The organism is Polynucleobacter sp. Nonnen-W13 (genome assembly GCF_018881735.1).
In the GTDB taxonomy this organism is placed as follows: Bacteria; Pseudomonadota; Gammaproteobacteria; order Burkholderiales; family Burkholderiaceae; genus Polynucleobacter.
Map to the genome: position 1 here is coordinate 449,703 of NZ_JACVPU010000001.1, position 19,420 is coordinate 469,122.

General features: G+C 42.8%; 20 protein-coding genes. 18 read left to right on the plus strand and 2 right to left on the minus strand.

Annotated features, from left to right (window positions below):
- Positions 1-32 precede the first annotated feature (32 nt).
- From ICN27_RS02420 to ICN27_RS02505, 18 genes are all read left to right on the plus strand, one after another.
- Positions 33-1,676 (plus strand): tetratricopeptide repeat protein, encoded by a 1,644-nt coding sequence (locus tag ICN27_RS02420; protein ID WP_216268848.1) that lies wholly within the window; start codon positions 33-35, stop codon positions 1,674-1,676.
- Positions 1,677-1,928: 252 nt separating this feature from the next.
- Positions 1,929-2,345 carry a flagellar basal body rod protein FlgB gene (gene flgB, locus ICN27_RS02425; RefSeq protein ID WP_216268849.1) on the plus strand — a complete coding sequence of 139 codons (417 nt, stop codon included), beginning with the start codon at positions 1,929-1,931 and terminating at the stop codon, positions 2,343-2,345.
- Positions 2,342-2,746, plus strand: coding sequence for a flagellar basal body rod protein FlgC (gene flgC, locus ICN27_RS02430; RefSeq protein ID WP_216268850.1), 405 nt, complete (start codon positions 2,342-2,344; stop codon positions 2,744-2,746). The genes flgB and flgC overlap by 4 nt, the downstream gene beginning before the upstream one ends.
- Positions 2,747-2,778: 32 nt before the next feature.
- Positions 2,779-3,474 carry a flagellar hook assembly protein FlgD gene (locus ICN27_RS02435; RefSeq protein WP_216268851.1) on the plus strand — a complete coding sequence of 232 codons (696 nt, stop codon included), beginning with the start codon at positions 2,779-2,781 and terminating at the stop codon, positions 3,472-3,474.
- 32 nt (positions 3,475-3,506) lie between these two features.
- Positions 3,507-5,282, plus strand: coding sequence for a flagellar hook-basal body complex protein (locus ICN27_RS02440; RefSeq protein ID WP_216268852.1), 1,776 nt, complete (start codon positions 3,507-3,509; stop codon positions 5,280-5,282).
- 17 nt (positions 5,283-5,299) lie between these two features.
- Positions 5,300-6,061, plus strand: coding sequence for a flagellar basal body rod protein FlgF (locus tag ICN27_RS02445; RefSeq protein WP_216268853.1), 762 nt, complete (start codon positions 5,300-5,302; stop codon positions 6,059-6,061).
- An 18-nt stretch (positions 6,062-6,079) separates the two neighbouring features.
- A complete protein-coding gene (flgG, locus tag ICN27_RS02450; RefSeq protein ID WP_216268854.1) occupies positions 6,080-6,865 on the plus strand; it encodes a flagellar basal-body rod protein FlgG in 786 nt (261 codons plus the stop codon).
- 47 nt (positions 6,866-6,912) lie between these two features.
- Positions 6,913-7,590 carry a flagellar basal body L-ring protein FlgH gene (locus ICN27_RS02455; RefSeq protein ID WP_255534949.1) on the plus strand — a complete coding sequence of 226 codons (678 nt, stop codon included), beginning with the start codon at positions 6,913-6,915 and terminating at the stop codon, positions 7,588-7,590.
- A complete protein-coding gene (locus ICN27_RS02460) occupies positions 7,590-8,720 on the plus strand; it encodes a flagellar basal body P-ring protein FlgI (protein WP_216269242.1) in 1,131 nt (376 codons plus the stop codon). The genes ICN27_RS02455 and ICN27_RS02460 overlap by 1 nt, the downstream gene beginning before the upstream one ends.
- Positions 8,720-9,166, plus strand: coding sequence for a hypothetical protein (locus tag ICN27_RS02465; RefSeq protein WP_216268856.1), 447 nt, complete (start codon positions 8,720-8,722; stop codon positions 9,164-9,166). The genes ICN27_RS02460 and ICN27_RS02465 overlap by 1 nt, the downstream gene beginning before the upstream one ends.
- Before the next feature lie 9 nt (positions 9,167-9,175).
- Positions 9,176-10,657: a flagellar hook-associated protein FlgK gene (gene flgK / locus ICN27_RS02470; protein WP_216268857.1), complete on the plus strand. Its 1,482-nt coding sequence runs from the start codon at positions 9,176-9,178 to the stop codon at positions 10,655-10,657.
- Positions 10,658-10,665: 8 nt separating this feature from the next.
- Positions 10,666-11,532 carry a flagellin gene (locus ICN27_RS02475; RefSeq protein ID WP_216268858.1) on the plus strand — a complete coding sequence of 289 codons (867 nt, stop codon included), beginning with the start codon at positions 10,666-10,668 and terminating at the stop codon, positions 11,530-11,532.
- A 17-nt stretch (positions 11,533-11,549) separates the two neighbouring features.
- Positions 11,550-12,410, plus strand: a complete 861-nt coding sequence (gene motA, locus ICN27_RS02480; protein ID WP_046329702.1) for a flagellar motor stator protein MotA — start codon at positions 11,550-11,552, stop codon at positions 12,408-12,410.
- Positions 12,411-12,415: 5 nt separating this feature from the next.
- Complete coding sequence (motB, locus tag ICN27_RS02485) at positions 12,416-13,444, plus strand: flagellar motor protein MotB (RefSeq protein ID WP_216268859.1); 1,029 nt, start codon at positions 12,416-12,418, stop codon at positions 13,442-13,444.
- A 37-nt stretch (positions 13,445-13,481) separates the two neighbouring features.
- Entirely contained in the window at positions 13,482-14,243 is a 762-nt protein-coding gene (locus ICN27_RS02490; protein ID WP_216268860.1) for a hypothetical protein, read from the plus strand.
- A gap of 27 nt (positions 14,244-14,270) precedes the next feature.
- A complete protein-coding gene (locus ICN27_RS02495; protein ID WP_216268861.1) occupies positions 14,271-14,657 on the plus strand; it encodes a hypothetical protein in 387 nt (128 codons plus the stop codon).
- Positions 14,658-14,694: 37 nt separating this feature from the next.
- The gene (locus ICN27_RS02500; protein ID WP_216268862.1) at positions 14,695-15,288 is read left to right on the plus strand and encodes a tetratricopeptide repeat protein; all 594 of its coding nucleotides are present in this window, start codon (positions 14,695-14,697) and stop codon (positions 15,286-15,288) included.
- 100 nt (positions 15,289-15,388) lie between these two features.
- Complete coding sequence (locus ICN27_RS02505) at positions 15,389-16,519, plus strand: flagellar biosynthesis protein FlhB (RefSeq protein ID WP_216268863.1); 1,131 nt, start codon at positions 15,389-15,391, stop codon at positions 16,517-16,519.
- A 57-nt stretch (positions 16,520-16,576) separates the two neighbouring features.
- Here ICN27_RS02505 and ICN27_RS02510 read toward each other — a convergent pair whose 3' ends face one another.
- Together ICN27_RS02510 and ICN27_RS02515 are read right to left on the minus strand one after the other, a co-directional pair.
- Positions 16,577-17,140: a hypothetical protein gene (locus ICN27_RS02510; protein ID WP_216268864.1), complete on the minus strand. Its 564-nt coding sequence runs from the start codon at positions 17,138-17,140 to the stop codon at positions 16,577-16,579.
- A gap of 203 nt (positions 17,141-17,343) precedes the next feature.
- Entirely contained in the window at positions 17,344-19,347 is a 2,004-nt protein-coding gene (locus ICN27_RS02515; protein WP_216268865.1) for a tetratricopeptide repeat protein, read from the minus strand.
- Between the last annotated feature and the right edge of the window lie 73 nt (positions 19,348-19,420).

Sequence of the window (19,420 nt, forward strand, 5' to 3'; positions counted from 1 at the left end):
TTATAGGTTGATACTAAGCGACAAATACAATAATGAATCAAATCAAAAAGATTTCGAATCAATCTGGTGGAAATATTAGTATTTCTGAAAAGATTGCTTCAGAATTAAATGGAAATGTCCAGATATTCGATTTGGTTGATATGGCTATTGCATTTCATCAAAATGGGATGCTTGAAGAAGCTGGCTTAATTTATGAAAAAATTCTGATTAAAGATCCAGAGCATTCTGATGCCATGAATTTGCTTGGCCTTATCGCATTGCAAAAAAAAGAATATCCGCAAGCGATAGATTTGATTAATAAAGCTATTTTGGTATCACCTCGTAATAATGCCCCTGAATTTCATGCAAATCTTGGGCATGCGCTACAAAAGGAGGGTCTGCTTGATGAATCAATAGCCAGCTTTGATTTGGCAATATCCCTCAGTCCAAATGTAGCGCTTTATTATGCTAAGCGCGGCCTTGCTCAACTAGAGAAGAAATATTTTGATACTGCTATTAACAGCTTTGATCAGGCAATTAAACTCAACTCTCAAGACTCAAAGAGTTTTTATTATCGGGGCCTTGCTCAATTAGAGAAGAAATATTTTGATGCGGCCATTAACAGCTTTGACCAGGCAATTGATTTAAGTAGTGATTTTGCTGAGGCTTTCAACAATCGGGGTCTCGCCCAAGTAGAAAAAAAGAATTTTGATGCCGCTATAAGCAGTTTTGATAGTGCTATCAAGCTCAGATCTGATTATTCAGAAGCTTTATGGAATAAGGGCCTAATTTTATTAAAATTAGGCAATTTCGAAGATGGATGGCCCTTATACGAAAGTAGGTTGATAGGTAGCCCTAGCTTTCCGCCGGTAAGACAAGAGATCCAAAATAATTTTATTAATGTAGATAAATTAGCGAATAAGTCAGTTTTACTAATTAGCGAGCAAGGTATTGGTGACACAATTCATTTTTACCGCTATGTAAAAAAGATCTCCAATTTAAATGCTCGGGTAACTGTGGCCGTGCAAAATCATTTAGTTGACCTTTTGGCACAATCAAAACCCTTGTGGAATGTTATTAATATTGAAGGGGTATTACCAGCATGCGACTACAGTAGTTCATTGCTCAGCCTCCCGTTCGTATTGAGGGAAAATTTTATCGATATATGCGATGAAAAACCTTATATCTTTAGTGATCCGACAAAGGTATCGGAATGGAAAAGTAGACTTGGCCCTAAGCGAAAGCCTAGGGTTGGCTTGGTTTGGAGTGGGAATATATTATTTAAGGGTAACGCCAAACGAAGTATTCCCTTACTTCAGATGATTTCGTTTTTGCCCGGAGATCTGCATTATGTCAGCTTGCAGAAGCAATTAAGTGATTTTGACTTAAAAGTGCTTCAAAAAAATGCTTTCATTAAAAATTATGCTGACTACCTAGCAGACTTTAATGAAACTGCGGCATTGATCGACTGCTTAGATCTCATCATTACTGTGGATACTAGCATTGCTCATCTCGCAGGCGCTATGGGCAAGAGGGTATGGCTATTGTTAAGCGATAATGCCGATTGGCGCTGGTTTGTCGATATTGACTCTTCGCCCTGGTACCCAACAATCAAAATCTTTAGGCAGGAGCTGGCTGGAGATTGGTCAAGAGTGCTCAAAAGAGTTGAGCTTGAACTGATGGCCCAATTTAGATAGTCAGCTTAATTTTTTGGCATTTCTATGGCAACCCCCACTTAAATTTGGTAATTATTGCCAAAATCAGCTCTAAATAAGGCAATTATTGCCTCTTAAGTAGTTTTCAGTTCATCCCCTTGTAATAAAAATACCTTTTCCACAAAAAAGGTCGGCATCAATGCTTGTTTTTATTAAACTGGCACGCTCCTTGCATATTCATACCTGAGGACTTTCCCCTCGGTTTATGTCATTCCCAAGTTGGGAGGAGATGAAATGAATGCAGTGCCGCAATACGACTCATTAAAGTTTGGCGAAACCGCGCTGAAGTTGCGTACTTTTCGTCAGCAAATTTTGAGTAATAACTTAGCAAATTCAGATACTCCTGGCTTTAAGGCTAGGGATATTCGTTTTGCTGACGTATTGAAGGCGCAGTTGGAGGGTAGTTCACCCATAGCTGGAGTGTCCATGGCGACAACTCATGCTGGACATATTGCTGGCAAGATTAGCAGTGACGACCCTCGTCTTCTCTATAGAGTGCCTAATCAGCCATCTAAAGATGGCAATACAGTGGATAGCGATGTTGAATTGAGCGAATTTACCAAAAACTCTGTATTCACTGAGGCAGCACTTACTTTCTTAGGCGGCACTCTGAGTAGCCGCTTATCTGCTATTAAAGGGCAGATCTCATGAGTCTACTGGCTGCTTATGACATTGGGTCTTCAGGCCTTACAGCGCAAGCTATGCGCTTGAATGTGACCGCATCCAATATTGCAAATGCGGAGAGTGTTTCTGGTCCTGATGGTCGACCTTACCGTGCACGGCAGGTTGAATTTAGCGCACTGATGAAGCCGGGTTCTCCTGGATCTGGTGTCGCTGTAAACAAAATTGTGGAGAGTGATGCGCCGCTTCGAATGGAGTATCGGCCAGGGCACCCAAAGGCTAACTCTGCAGGTTATGTAGAGATGCCTAACGTGAATCCGGTCGAAGAGATGGTCAACATGATTTCAGCATCACGCTCGTATCAAATGAATATTGAGGCGATGAATGTATCGCGTCAACTAATTTTAAAAACTTTGGATTTAGGTCGCTAAATTTTTTTGAAAAGTAATAAGCTGAGGAAGATATGACAACAACTGGTCCAATGAGTAACATTCCGGTCTACGATCCAACTGTCGCAAAGAGTGGGGCTAGTACTTCGTCATCTAACGGAACCTCAGCAGCAGATCAAACTCAGAATTTTTTGAAGTTGTTAATAGCGCAGATTCAAAACCAAGATCCAATGTCACCAATGGATGCTTCAACGATGACATCTCAAATGTCACAGCTCAATATGGTGACAAGTATGAGCAATATGAATACGTCAATGACGGCGATGCTGAATCAAATGCAAAGCGTTAACTTTATGAATCAAGCCTCACTTATTGGACATAGTCCGGCAGTAGCAGGAAACACGATCTCATTTGATGGATCAAACCTCGTAATTTTGGGCGCAAACGCTTCAAATCCTTTAAGTTCAGCAGTAGCAACGATTACGGATGCAACTGGCAACGTGATTAATAGTGCAAGTCTCGGAGCTGTAACTGCTGGGATGAAAAACTTCGAATGGGATGGTAGAGATGCGAGTGGCAATCGTGTTGCCCCAGGCGTATACAACATCAGCATTAATGGTACTAATTTAGCAGGTGCAACAGAGTCACTAACGGCCTATGTGGCATCTCCTGTAGCTGCAGTCAGCAAGGGAAGTAATGGTGAATCTTTGCTGACATTACAAGACGGAAGACAGATTAACGCATCAACAATCCAGCAATGGGTCAATTAACTCAATAAAGAAATTAAGGTAAGGAGTCGAAAATGGGATATGGAATCGGATTAGCAGGTTTAACATCAACATCACAAGCAATTGACGTGGTTAGTAATGACATCGCCAACGCACAAACAGTTGGATATAAATCAGGTCAGTTTGTCTTTGCTGATATGTACTTTAAGGCAAATGATGCTCAGGCAAAAGATCGAGTTGGTATGGGATCTCAGCAACAGGCCATTAGAAGAGACCAATCTTATGGAACCGTAACATCAACACAAAATCCATTAGATTTGGCAATCACTGGACCTGGTATGTTCATGTTAGCTAAAAATGTTATCGGTACTGTGCCGACGGAAAGCCCTAGTAAGTTTGAATATAGCCGCAATGGTCAATTCGGAACAGATACCGAAAACCGGATGGTCAATCAAAGTGGCTTATTGGTGGTTGGTTACCCAGCAGATGCAGCTGGAAATATTATTGCTGGAGCAAAGTCAACATTAACCTTGGATCAAACTCCACTTCCATCGCAACCTACTTCAACTTCAAAGATAGATTTGAATCTAGATACTAGAAATCCAGCAATGGATATTCGCTTTGATCCGACAAATAGCAACACGTATAGCCAAGCAACATCACAAACACTATACGACCAAAATGGTAATGGACATATTCTAGCTACCTACTATAAGCGGGTATCCTCACAGCCTTTAACTCTAACACTTGATGCTAATGGTGGTTTTGTATACAACCCGACACAACCTCTCGCATCAAGAACAGCGGAATCTACGCCAAATACTTTATTTGATGCAACAACATATAGGCCATTTAATGAGCAAGTAGCAACAATTGCTAGCACCTATAAAGGCGAAGATACCAAATATGTTACAACTGCAGGTGTAAGAACTCTTGCATCTGGCGCAACGATTAATGCGGAAACAGTAACTATAGCCGGAGCTCTGAAAACTTTGACCGGCGGTACATTGAATACAGTAGGCTCAACATATGATTTGAGACTAGCCGATGGTACTCACGTTCCAATCACCCAAACAGTTGTTGCTTCAGGTGGCACTCTTGCACAATTTACCGCAACAACAGAGCGTTTTGAAGTTTATGCAACGCTAGATGGAAATAAACTAGGTCACAATCCGGCAACAGGTGCTGATGGAGACGTGAACTTTAAAAAAGCAAGCGACGGTTCAACTTACACACAGCAAACATCGATCGGTACGATGGCGTTTTTAGGTGGTAAAAATATTGACACGCTTCAAATGGGTGCAGATGGAAAGCCGGCTAATTTTGCAACTACCAGTTTTAAATTAAATGCATTAAGTGCTACTGGCGCAACTGCGTATGGCCGTACAAACCAGAATGGCATCATACAGTTTACGATGACTAGTGATGAGATGTCTGCATTAACGGCACCTGCACAAACATATGCCAATAGTCAAAATGGTAATACTGTATCAAATCTCTCGGGTTACTCAATTGATGGTAGTGGAAAGTTGGTTGCAACCTATGACAATGGAGTGCAACGTGTTAAAGGGCAACTAGTACTTGCACAATTTAATAACTTGGATGGATTAATGCCAAATGGAAGTAATACATTTACGGCTACTGCCGCTTCAGGCGATCCTGTTTTAAGTGCTCCTGGTAGTGGATTATTAGGTCAAGTACGCTCTAAGGCATTAGAGGCTTCAAATGTGGATCTTACAGCTCAGTTAGTTCAGTTAATGGTTTTACAGAGACAGTATTCAGCTACTTCACAGGCATTGAAACTGCAAGCATCTACTCTGATTGATGACGCAATTAATATGGGCCGATAAGCAGTAGGTCTTAATTTATGATTAATCGGTATGCATACACTTCAATGACGGGGGCGACAGCTTCAACAAACCAGTTGGCTGTCACCTCCAATAATCTAGCTAATAGCTTAACGCCAGGCTTTAGAGAGGTCATTAGTGCATTTCGTGCCGTACCCTTAAAAGGTGATGGTGAACCTTTCACAGGTAATGGCGCAGATACAAGAGTATTTTCTGTGGAAACGACACCAGGTAGTAACTTTACAGGTGGTCAGATACAAACAACTTCCAATCCACTTGATGCTGCAATTAAGGGAGATGGTTTTTTTGCGGTGCGTAGGCCGGATGGAAAAGAGGCCTATACGCGCGCAGGTAAATTCATGGTGAATGACCAAGGAGTCTTAAGTGTCGGCAAGGAAGTTCCGGTTGTAGGTGAGGGAGGCAATATCACGATACCAACTGGTTCTACCATGCAAATTGCGGAGGATGGCGCTGTTTATACCCAACTTCCTGGAACACAATATCTTAATCAAGTCGGTAAATTAAAGTTGGTAAATCCCAATACCAATGATTTAGTGCGCGCAGACGATGGTCTGTTTGATCTACCTGGGCAGCAAGCAGCTTCTGACCCCAGAGTGAAAGTAGTGCAGGGAGCCTTTGAGTTAAGTAACGTGAATCCAACATTGGCGATGGTTCAGATGATTGGTCAAAGTCGTTTGTTTGATTTGAATTCACGCTCGATTACTTTTGCTGATCAAAACGCGAGATCAGCTACAACACTATTGTCTTTATCACGTAGCTAATAAAAGAAAGATAAAAAAATGTTACGTTCATTATGGATTGCTAAGACGGGCATGGATGCCCAGCAGATGAATTTAGATACGATTGCCAATAATCTAGCGAATTCATCTACTACAGCATTTAAGCGAGTTCAACCACTATTTCAGGATTTGCTTTACACCACTATTCGTTCTGCTGGCTCTGCAGCGAATGCGCAAAACTTGTTACCTACTGGCCTTCAGGTTGGATCTGGATCAGCAATCACTTCAACCGAGAGAAACAATATACAGGGCACATTATTTCAAACAGGTAATCAACTTGATATTGCGATCAATGGAAATGGATTTTTTCAAATTGCGCTTGCCGATGGTACTACTGCTTATACTCGTAACGGACAATTTAGTAAAAGCGCCACCGGTCAAATTGTTACAGCATCTGGAAATGTAGTATCGCCTGGTCTGACAATTCCAATTACTGCTACGAATGTTACGATCAGCTTATCAGGCCAAGTTCAAGCATCAGATCAGAATGGAAACGTAACGCAAGTTGGTCAATTATCAATGGCCAACTTTATTAATCCCGCAGGTTTAGTTGCGCTTGGTGGTGGAAATTACATTGCTTCTCCTGCTTCAGGCAATGCAACAAATGGTTTGCCAGGATTAAATGGCATGGGTACTATGAATCAGTATTATATTGAACAGTCGAATGTGAACGTTGCAGAAGAACTTGTCAACTTAATTGCAGCTCAGCGGGCATATGAGATTAATACAAGAGCCGTAACTGCCTCTGATCAAATCTTACAGCGCGTGAGCAATTTGGGACAATAGTCATGATGAGGCTTTGTAAATCTTTACGTTATGTTTTTGTAAGTGCCATGAGCGCCATTTTATTGGGCGCCTGTGCAAGTGCAGATCGCCCTTCTTTGTTAACCACCCCAACAACTGCAAGACCGCGTCCTATTCAGGAAACATCTGCAAACATGGGAAGTTTATATCCAGCTAACTCAGGTGGGCCGTATGTAAATGCAGTGAGTCATCGTCCCCTATTTGAAGATCGGCGTGCTAGAAACGTAGGTGACACGCTAACAGTGCTACTCAATGAAACAACGAGTGCGGCAAAAAATTCAGGAATGTCGGCAGCCCGAAAAGCAAATGGCACATCTACCTTTGGTAATAACAGTCCAACATTTAATGGTGCAATGTTTAGTATTGCCAACGCCGCAAATTTCAGTGGTACAGGGGATATCAAGAGCGAGGGCTCAGGTAATAGTGCTGCTAGCAATACTTTTGCCGGCACCATTACTGTAACTGTGGTTGAAATTCTTTCAAATGGTAACTTAGTTGTCGCTGGTGAAAAGCAAGTTGCTGTTAGTAATGAAGAGGAAATCATTCGCTTTGGTGGCATCGTCAATCCTAATACGCTGGTTTTTAATCAAGTCTCATCACAGCAAGTAGCTGATGCTCGAATAGAGTATCGCGGTCGTGGCGCGACAGATGACACACAAGGTGTCGGTTGGTTTACGCGCTTAATGCTGAAGTTGGCGCCATTCTGATGAAGATAAATAATTTAAAATTGGGATGGACTAAAGGCTTACTAATTTTAGTAAGCCTAGCTTGTTTTAATGGCACCTGCTTTGCAGATCGCATTAAAGACTTTACGGATATTGCTGGGCAACGATCAAACCAGTTGGTAGGCTATGGTTTAGTTGTTGGCTTAGATGGTACAGGTGACCAAACAACCCAGACGCCATTTACACTCCAAAGCGTTTTGCAAATGATTGGAGTTTTAGGCGTTACCTTGCCATCAACAGGTAACCAAACTCAGTTGCGTAATACGGCAGCGGTGATGGTAACTGCTGACTTTCCAGCCCTTTCTAGGCCCGGTCAACAGTTGGATGTAACAGTTTCTTCTTTGGGTAACTCCACTAGCTTGAAGGGCGGTACTTTGGTAATGACACCGCTCAAAGCAGCTGATGGCCAAGTATATGCACAGGCTCAGGGTAATGTTGTAATCGGAGGCTCTCGAGCTGCTACTGGCGGGGCTGCAACCACTGTTAATCATCTATCTGCGGGTAGAATTCCTTCAGGTGGTATTGTTGAAAGAGCTGTGCCAGCGTTGCTTGTGGACGAATTTGTACAGCTCGATTTGCGTCAGGCTGATTTTTCATTAATGCAAAGAACAGCCGAGACTATTGGTCGACGTTTTGGTATTGGTACGGCATTACCGATTGATGCCCGATCATTAAATGTCCGCGTGCCAACAGAGCCATTAAAAAGGACAGCATTTATGGCTGCCCTACAAGACTTAGACGTGTTGATGGGAAGCCAGCCTGCACGGGTAATATTGAATTCGCGAACAGGATCTGTGGTGATGAATCAAGCAGTTCGCTTATCACCTTCAGCTGTTGCCCATGGAAATTTAACTGTCAAAATACAGCAGTCACCAACAGTTAGCCAGCCATTACCATTTAGTCGAGGACAAACAACAACCGCTAGCGAAGATACTGCCACTATTAGTGATAGCGGTAAAGAGAATAGCTTAATTTCTGTTCCGGGCGGAGCCTCTTTAGATCAAGTCGTTAAAGCTTTAAATATGATGGGTGCAACACCGCAAGATTTGATCTCAATTTTGCAATCATTGAGAGCTGCTGGTGCTTTGCGAGCTGAATTAGAGGTGATTTAATGACTATAAAGCAATTAACACCCTCAATTGATCCCAGTAGTGCAAGACTCCTCCAGAGCGCAGCTTCTACAACCTCGCCCTCTACTTCAACGAATGAAGCTAAATTAAAGCAGGCAGCTCAAGGTTTTGAACGCACTTTAATTAGACAGATGCTGAGTTCTGCTCGTAATACGAATTTAAATGGCATGGATGGACAGAGCACTACCTCCAAGTCATATTTAGAGATGATGGATGACCATGTGGCTGATATTCTTTCTAAGGGACCAGGTATTGGATTTGGAAATAAAATGGCTGAACAGTTGATTGCTCAAGCTAATGCGGCAAAACTAAGTGGAAGTGAGAAATTAGCCGTAAATCCTTTAAGTACTCCACGATCAGCACCAGTTACTGCAGCTACTTTGCAGTCATTACAAAGGCCAAATGGCTTTGAGAGTACCCCTCGGTAAGGAAATTATATGGGCGTCTACTCAATCACAGATTCAGCAATGGCTGCGCTAAATATAGCTCAGGCAGGTACATTAATCACATCCCAAAACGTCGCAGGAGCATCTGTAGACGGATTTACTCGCCGCTCTGCAGCCGCCACTATTAATGCAATGGCGCCGAATTCCTTGATGTTAAATGGCACGAGCTTTGCTGTTAGTGGCTTTACACGCCAATATTCGGCTTTAGTAAATGGTCAATTACTGAATCAGCAGGCAAAGTCAAGCTATTCAGATACTTTAGTGCAATACACCCAATCAATTGATACTCTGGTTTCTGACACTTCCACCGGATTAAACTCAGCCATTAGCAATTTTTTCAATGCGATGGGAACTTACGCGGCAGACCCTACTAGCAAACCTCAGGCAGCTGCGATTAGTGCAGCAGCGAATGATGTGGTGCAACGTATGACTGGAATGACAAGTTTGGTTTCACAAATAGTATCTGATGCAAAAAAAGGATTGTCAGATACTGCGGCTCAGGTCAATACAATCTTGCCGGCACTAGCGCAGATAAACCAAAAAATTATTGAAAGTACTAGCGCAGGAAATTCAGCGCCATCTGGAGATTTATTAGATGAGCGCGATAGACTCAGCGCACAATTACAAAAATTAGTGGGCGGACAAACACTCATTAATGGCAATAGCACGGTTACGCATTTGGTTGGTGGGATGCCTTTGGTGGAAGGGCCGATTGCGAATAAACTCATGATGAATGGCAATGGTTCGGATATGGCTACAGCTGCCTATTCACTGCAAAGTGGGGCCAATAATTCCACCATATTGACGATTCAGCATTTAGATGGTGGGCAGGCAGGCGCCTTGTTTGATTTGGTGAATAGCTTTGCACCTAAAATTAGTCAGCGATTAGATGCATTAGCCAACGGATTGGTCAAAGTTGCGAATACTGCTACTAACAGTGCTAGTTCCGGCTTAGGACTTTTTGGATTCAAGGTAGGATCAAATACTTACTTCAATCTCCGTCCTGGTGATCCTACTTCTGCAATACCAAATATGACTTCAGACTCTGATATGTCTGCTCTCTATTCTTTGCTTTCTAATTCCGGTAATTCGATTACTTCAGCCGGACTTATCGCTAATAATTTTGTATCAATAGCCCCCCAGGATCCATCGAGATATTTTGATGGATCTGGTGCACCCATTATCAGTTCAGCACAAGCGAACATCGCCTCCAATGCAATATCTATTTTTGCAAACACTACCTCTAGCTTGGTGAGTGATGTTGGAGTTCAAGTTGCTTCGTGGAGGGGAAATCAAAGGGCTGATCAAGCTGTTTTAAAAACTTTAACTGATGAAAGAGATTCGATTTCAGGGGTTAACTTGGATGAAGAGGCCGCGAATTTATTGAAGTATCAACAGTTATATTCAGCCTCAACAAAAGTGCTACAAACCGGAAATCAAATGTTTAATGCACTCTTATCAATCATGAATTAGGGTAAATCATGTCTATTCGCATAAGTTCAAATCAAATTGTAAATGCTGGCATTGATTCTATGAATACTGCCTTGGGTGACGCAAGCTCTTGGCAGCAAAGAATTAGCTCTGGCAAAAATTACAACAAAGCTTCAGACAATGTTTACGCAATTTCAAGAGGAGTTGAATTAGATTTTGATATTTCTCGACTTAAGATGTTCAAATCTAATCAAGCGATTGCAGCACATAATCATAATAATGCGCAATCTCAAATGGATAGCATCCTAAATCAACTTACTCAGCTTAAAACAATATTTATTCAGTCTCAAAACGGCTCTCTGAATCAATCTAATTTCGCATCTCTAGCTATTCAAGTTACACAAATTAGGGACACCATACAGAGTCAGATGACGGCAAAAGATTCAACTGGCCATGCAATCTTTCCTGACCAAGTCAATAATGTTCAAATTGAGCCGGGTGTTACAGTGGCTTCTGGGATTGGTTTTAATAACGCTTTTGGCGTAAATGGCTCATTTGCTAGTTCGCAAAATTCGGATATTTATCAAAATATAAATGCTTTTGTAAGTTATTTGACGCAAAAATCCCAAGGCATTCCGACAACTAGGACTGCAGCCCAAGTGTCTGGCGGCATAGACGCCTCTTACACACAGTTGATGCAGGCGCAGCAGACCAGTGGAGGTATCTCCAGTCAGGTGGACAATGCTCAAGCAAGCGTAACCGCTGTTGGAGCCGAATTGGCCGCCGCATCATCGGCACTTTTAGACACTGATATGGCTGAAGCCACGGCAGCTTATACTAGATCGCAGACCCTATTAAACGCTGCTCAGGCAATGTTTGCTAGACTACAGCAAAGTAACTTATTTTCCAAACTTTAAACTGAGTAAATAGAAGTATGAATATTCCATTAGGCTGGATTATTGCGATGGGTTGTGCTCTAGGGGGCTATGCCTTGCATGGTGGGCACTTAGCAGTGTTGTGGCAGCCTACAGAGGTTTTGACCATTGTCGGGGCAGCCCTTGGTACGATGATTGCCTCCAATACGATCATCAATCTGAAGAAAACCTTAGGGGCCTTAGGTGGTGCTTTTAAAGGCGCTGGTGACCAAAAGAAAAAACACTTAGATTTACTTTGTCTGATGTTTGAGATTTTGCAAAAAGTGAAGCGTGATGGCTTGATGTCCTTGGAGGGTGATATTGAGGAGCCGGAGTCAAGCCCACTCTTTGAGGCTTATCCTGACATTCTGAAGGATCATCATTTAGTCGATTTCATTACCGACTATTTGCGGATGATGCTTGGTGGCTCATTAGATCTAGTTCAAATTGAAAGCTTGATGGAGCAAGAGTTAGATGTCCACCATCAAGAGAGTCACATACCTGTGGCATCCGTGACGATGGTGGGTGATGGACTACCAGCATTTGGTATTGTGGCGGCGGTGATGGGTGTGGTTCATACCATGGGCTCCATTGGTTTGCCCCCAGCAGAGTTAGGTAAGCTCATTGGTGCCGCGCTTGTGGGTACCTTCTTGGGTATTTTATTGGCCTACGCTTTTGTACAACCAGTCGCCAAAGTTCTAGAGCAGCAAGCTGAATCTGAAACGAGAGCCTACATGGCAATCAAAGCAATTTTGCTTGCGAGTCTAAATAATTTTCCCCCTGCAGCAGCTGTAGAATTTGGACGTAAAGTGCTCTTTACTTATCAACGTCCAACATTTACTGAGCTGGATGAAGGTACTAAAGCAGCTAAAGGGAAGTAAGCACTATGGCTAAGTCCGACGCGCCAATAATTGTCGTTAAGCGCGTTAAAAAAGGTGGTCACGGTCATCATGGTGGCGCCTGGAAAATTGCCTACGCCGATTTCGTGACAGCGATGATGGCTTTCTTCTTGTTGATGTGGGTTTTAGGATCCACCACAGCAGGTGACTTGGCTGGTATCTCCTCCTATTTTCAGAATCCGATGCGCGTTTCTATGAGTGGTGGCCAAGGCTCAGGTGAGACTACTCGCATTATTAAGGGTGGTGGTGACAATATTTCTAAGGTGGCTGGAGTGGAGGCCAAGGCTGATGCTGATACTGAGCAACGCCGTATCAGTGACTCATCAGTCACTGATGTTGAAAATGCCCGTAAAGACAGAACAAAAAATGAGGCGGTCAAATCAGATATTGAAAAAAGTGTTGAGGCCGATGCTGAGTTAAAAAATATCAAAGGCCAACTCTTTATGGATATCACATCAGAGGGTCTGCGCATTCAGGTGGTTGATGAAAAAGGGAAGCCACTATTTAATAGTGGCGGAGTTGTGCCTAGCGTTTCAGCAAGGCGCTTATTACGGGTCATTGGAAAGTCTTTAAATGATAATCCTGGCAAGATTCGTATTGAGGGTCACACAGACGCTGCAAAATTTTCTAATGGCGAAGCGGGTTATACCAACTGGGAACTTTCTAGTGAGCGCGCTAACGTGGCGCGCCGGGAAATGATTGCTGGAGGTTTAGCGCCTTCTAATGTTGCTCAAGTCATTGGTTTTGCGGATACCATTCCATTAAATCCGGCTGATTTAAGTGATCCCTTAAATCGACGTATCTCGATTACGCTCTTAAATAAAAAGCCTAAAAAAGAAGAAAAGCCGGTGCAAAGACCGGTTGAGAAACAGAAAGAGGAATTGCCAAAAGGGGCACAAGAGATTCCAGCTAATTTAAGAGCACCCGCCCAATTTTTATCTAAGGATGTTCCTATAGCACCAGCAATGGATACCTCTAAAGTAGATAAACCGGCTACAGGCAAGCCTGCGAGGTAAAGCCTTGTCATTGCTCTTTAGAATCCTTCTTGCCTTTATGATGCTGGCGCCTTTAGTGAGCACTGCTTCCGACCTTAAAGTTCAAGACAAGGATGTACAAAAAAAGAGCAGCTCTGAAGCCAAAGGCTCCTCTGAGCCTTTTGTGGGGCCCGCAAGCGAAGCAAAAAAACTCTATAAACGCTATAAACGCAGCTTTGATAAAACTATCGTTGCGATTGCTTGCGTTAAGAACCCTAAATGTATTGAGCCTGAGGATGAAGTACTGCGCTATAGCAAGGAGGCCTTGGGGGCCTTGGAAAAACTTGATACCCTAGCAGCAGAGGGGGATGTGCAGGCAAACTATTATCGGGGCTTAATTGCCTTTGAGCGTATGCAGTACTATGATCGTCAAGCTGAGATCGTGACTCATCCTGATTTCATTCTCACCAATACCGTTTTTCGTCGTTATGCTAAAAAACAATATTTTTTAGCAGAAAAGTACTTTTATGTGCCTGCTAAAATTCAGAATCCCAGTGCATGTGAATATTTGGGCAATCTGTATCTAACGACTATTGTTGGCAACCCGCAACAAGAGAAGGCGGCCATGTATTTCTATAATGCTGCTAATGCTTATATTGAGCAGGGCAACCAAATTGCTGGAGCAAGGATGTATAACGCAATGAAGGATAATCTGAATCCTGCAGATCCTAGAATTATTAAAGTGTATGCAAAGTTGCATAATAAGGAGCCGATTGCGACTTGGCGCAAGTTACCAGGTGATTTCGTGCAAAGTGCGCCAAAGAAGGCTGAGCAACATTGATACACTATTGATTGGAAAGTTACAGTTATGAATGAAAAGCTTGAATCCTTAATACAGTTGGCTAAAAAGCTCATGCTATGGCTTATTTTGCCCTTAGTTATTCTGATTTCTGGCTTTGTCTTGGGTGAGCAATTTGAGGTTGGTCGATTAGCGGCAATCGCTAGTTGTGAAGGAAGCATGAACAATAGTGCATGTATTCGTTCCAAGGGCTATTTAGCCAGTGCCCCATACTACCCGGATCTGGCGCGCCGTTATTTTGGAGGCTTTGCCAGAATGATTGGCGGGGATCTAGGTGCAAGTTATTATGTTGAGCCTGCCTTGCCAGTAAATTTACCTAAGGCTAGCGATACCCCTCCAGATGAGGATACTGAAGAACCCGAGGAAAAGAAGCCTGCGCCCCCAAGCAAAAAGTAATTAGTAGTATTAACTATAGTACTGGTCTGAGCTAGCCATGCCCCAGCAAAATTACTACACCTTCCTTCGCATGACAATGCTAGCGGCTCTTGCTAGCATCTTATTGGGCTGCTCAGATTACCAACAGGCAAGGTCTGCTTACGCCGCTGGTGATTACACCAAGGCCTATCAATTATTTCAAGGTCTCGCAGAATCTGGGGATACTAAGGCGCAGTATGATTTATCTTTAATGTACATCCAAGGCATTGGTACTAAAAAAAATATTGGGCAGGGCTTAATTTGGTTAAATCGTGCGGCCGAGAAGGGCAATATTGAGGCCATGCTCGAATTGGGCGTCCTATATCAAAAGATTGACACTTTGGAGAATGCCCCGCAATTAGCCCTTTATTGGTTTGAAAAAGCAGCTATGGCTGGGAGCGCAGTGGGGCAATATAACTTAGCCCATATCTATATGGATGGCGGTCAAATAGCAGTAGATTTACCAAAAGCGTATATCTGGATGTCCTTATCCGATGCCACTGGTAATCCAGTGGCCAGTGCAGAGCTAGCAAAGCTTAAGGGATCCTTAAGTTCTCAAGAGATTCTTGCTGCGCAAGAAAAAATTACCGCCCTCAAAAAGACCTTGCCATAGCAAAATCCCAGCCCGAACCACAGCCCCATATTGAATATGAGTGGTAGGGTGCTCTAGGGTGTATGCTTTATCCATTAATTGATTATGGGCGGGATGAAGATTGGCAGAGTCAGGAGATAACTCCCAAGAACGGGAACTAGAACCGACTGAGCGGCGCATTGCCCGTGCTCGCGAGCAGGGTCAATTACCCCAATCCCGTGATCTGACCACCTTAATTGCCATGATCACCCTTACCATTTTTTTGGTGGGAATAGGGCCTCTGCTGGTCAAACAGCTGGTATTAATGACCCAAGCCATCTTCCAGTTTTCAGAGCCTGCAAAGTTGATGGACCATATGCAAGAGTGGTTAGGAGGATCACTTTTAATAGTGCTGCTCCTCGTGGCCTTACTCCTCATACCGCTATGGATCGTCGGCGTCTTAGGCCCACTATCTTTGGTGAGCTTTCGCGCCTATTTTGCTCCCCAATTTAATTTGGGTAGGCTTGATTTTATTGCGGGCATAGGGCGGATGTACTCCCTTAAAACCTTAAGTGAGTTATTAAAAAACTTCATTAAAACTACACTCATGCTAGGGGTAGGTTTTACTTATTTGGTTGGTTTATTTTCTTATATTCGTTCGATTGTCAATTTAGGCTTTGATGCAGCTCTTGCGCAAACCTCTTCCTTTATCTTGGAGGGTTTTATGCTGCTGCTTTTACCTTTATTATTAATTGCAGTAGGGGACTCTTGGCTGCAATTATTTGATTTTCGCAAGCAAATTCGAATGAGTCCTGAAGAAATGAAGCAGGAGAGTAAAGAATCTGAAGGCTCACCAGAGATCAAGCAGCGCTTACGTCAAATGCAAAGGCAAATTTCTGCGTCTAGGATGATGGCGGCTATTGAGCGGGCAGACGTAGTACTAGCCAACCCAGAACACTACTCTGTTGCACTGCGTTATGACATGGAAAAGATGTCGGCACCAATCGTGGTAGCTAAAGGAGCTGATCAAATAGCTTTACGCATTCAAGAGGTAGCAAAAGACTTTGAGGTTCCTATAGCTCGAATTCCACCCTTGGCGCGCTACTTATATAGTCAGCTGGAGATTGGAGACTCTATTCCATTACCTCTATTTGAGGCTATCGCCCAAATCCTGGCTTGGGCTTACGATACGAAGGCATCAGGCGAACCCGGGGAGATTCCTCAGGTGGACTTCATTCCTACGCAACTAAAGCCAGGCAAACCCTTGCTATGACGCAGTCAGGCAAAGCCCTACTATTACAGCTTAAGGCAATCTAGGGTCAAAGCTAAATTAGTTCATCACGCTTTTAGCAAAGGTGGCGCCGACATCTTCAGGGAAAAAGTACACCAGCATTAGTTCGTTGCGGTTATTAAGGCTCCTGCCAATCTGAAAGGCAACCTGCCCACCCCCAAAAACATAGCTTTTGGTCTTACGAACCCCGGATGCAAAAGCACTTTCTTGACCCTCTGAAGGGCTGTAATCCAAGCCATATTTAATAGAAAGGCGCTCAATAATGGCATCGGCCACCTCTTTTTTATAATAGCCGAGCTCTTTTTTCATTAGCACCATGCGACCCGCCTCGTTATAAATTAGCCAAAGATCTTCATCTTTTTCCCCATTTTTGACCTTGCAGCTATAAGTGAGGTCATATTGGGTGCACTTAAACTTTTCAATCGCCTCTTGCCCGCTAGTATTAAAAGGAATACCCGCATATTCTTCCATGGGTAGTTTTACTATCACCGTATCAGGCAGCCAAACCTCTGCTTTGGGAGCAGGGTCGTTATTACCACAGGCTAAAAGGCTGATAGTAATGAAGCCCAAAACAGTTCTACTTAAATTATTAAGGATGGACATAAAATTTACTTTAAATTATTAAGAATCCAATATAGTCTAAATCAGTATAAATTTAAACAGTCTATGTTGGTTATGGCCCATAGAATTAAATAACTATGACAGGTCTCGATGCTTGCCTTTGAGGTGCATAGGCTGAGACGCTAAAATTTTCTGGGATTCATATCTGAGTAAATTGATACCTCGGTGTTAACTTCACGGTTTCCCTAACCAACCATTTTTTCTAAATCAGCCTTAGTCCTCTTTAGCACGCTATCCCAGTCATTGATTTCGGTTTGTCGGTAGAGTTTGACGGATGGGTACCAAGGACTATCATCTCGATCTAATAACCAGCGCCAGTCTGGGCTAAAAGACAATAACACCCAGGTTGGCTTGCCAAGCATCCCTGCTAAATGAGCTACGCTAGTATCTACGCTAATCACTACATCCACTAATTCGCAAAGTGCTGCTGTGTCTGTAAAGTCTTCTAAGGCATCACCAAAATATTGGATTTCAGGATGCTGTTCTAATAACGCTTGATCAACAACTCTCAGTTCTTTTTGTAAGCAGACATAGTCTATCTGAGGGGGTAAGTAGGGGAGTAATTGAGAGAGGGTAAGACTACGGTTGTGATCATTTTTATGTATAGTGCTACCGCTCCACACAAGACCTACACGCAACTTAGTCTTTTTACCTAATTTAGCCTCCCACTTTGCTACCTTGCCCATATCGCTGGTAATGCATTGCGGTGCTAATGGAATACTATCCAATTCCGTTTTGAAAGCTAGCGGCAAACTCATGAGCGGACATTGATAATCAAATACTGGCAGCGTATCGCCGACAGTAATCACCTGGCTCACACCTTCTAAGTTCTTCAGTAAATTCACTAAAGGAGCCTGCCAGGCTACGATAACTTTAGCCCCAAGCTGCGCTACTAATGGCACATAACGACAAAACTGAATCGTGTCGCCTAGCCCCTGCTCCGCATGGAGAAAGATAGTTTTACCTATGAGGGGTTGCTCCCCGAGCCATAAGGGCTCAGTAAAACCTCTTTTGTTTTTAAAAGGCGCAATTTTTTCATTTTTCCAGCGCCATTCATAGCCTTGCCAACCATCCTGAAAATTACCTAGTAACAAATGACATAAGGATAAATTCCAATGTATTTCTGCGGAATCTGGCTTGATACTAATACCTTTATAGTAGCTAGCAAGAGCCCCATCAAAGTGCCCCATCTCCTTTAGGACATTGCCACGATTGGAATAAGCTTCTGCATAATCCGGTTTGAGGCTGATAGATTTGTCATAACTAGCAAGAGCCTCATCATAATGTTGTATTTCTTGCAAAGAAGTGCCGCGATTGTAAAAGGCTTGTGCATAATCCGGTTTAAGGCTAATGGCTTTATCGTAACTGACAAGCGCTTCATCAAAACGCTTCAGTTTTTGTAGAGTATTACCGCGATCTGAGTAGGCCTCTGCATAATCGGATTCAAGACTAATGGCTTGATCGTAACTTACAAGCGCTTCATCAAAACGCTCCAGTTCCTGCAAGGCAAGGCCTCGATTATAGTATGCAACCGTGTAATTCGGTTTGATATCGATTGCAGAGTCATAGCTGGCAAGAGCTTCATCAAAGCGCTCCAGTGCTTTTAAGGTGTTGCCACGATTAGAATGTGCTTCTGCATAATCCGGTTTAAGGCTAATTGCTTGATCGTAACTGACAAGCGCTTCTTCAAAATGCTCCAATGCTTGCAAGGTAACGCCAAGATTAGAATACGCTTCTGCATAATCTGGTTTAAGGCTAATTGCTTTGCCATAACTAAGTAGAGCTTCATTAAAACGCTTTAGCTCTTTTAAAGTATTGCCACGATTAGAGTAAGCTTCTGCATAATCTGGTTTAAAGTTAATTGCTTGATCATAGCTATTAAGGGCTTCATCAAAACGACCTAGTGACTGTAAAGCGATGCCACAATTCAAGTGACAGGATACAAAATCAGGATTGATTTGTAATGCTTTATTTATAAATTCAACTGCTTTTATAAATTGTTTTGTCTGAGTGAATATAGCCCCTAATAACTGTAGGGCATCAAAATGATGATCTTGTATTGCCAATACCTGCTCATAAATCGCTTGTGCCTCTTCAAAATTACCTTGCTTGTGAAAATCTAAACCTTGTTGAATTAAAAGTGCTACTAAATTATCTTGCTGTGCCAATCTTTGAGGGCTTGGTAACATAGGTCTGAGAGTGCTGAGTAGATTAGGTATTGATAGGCCCTAATATACTTTATTTGATCAAGGCTTTGCAAGA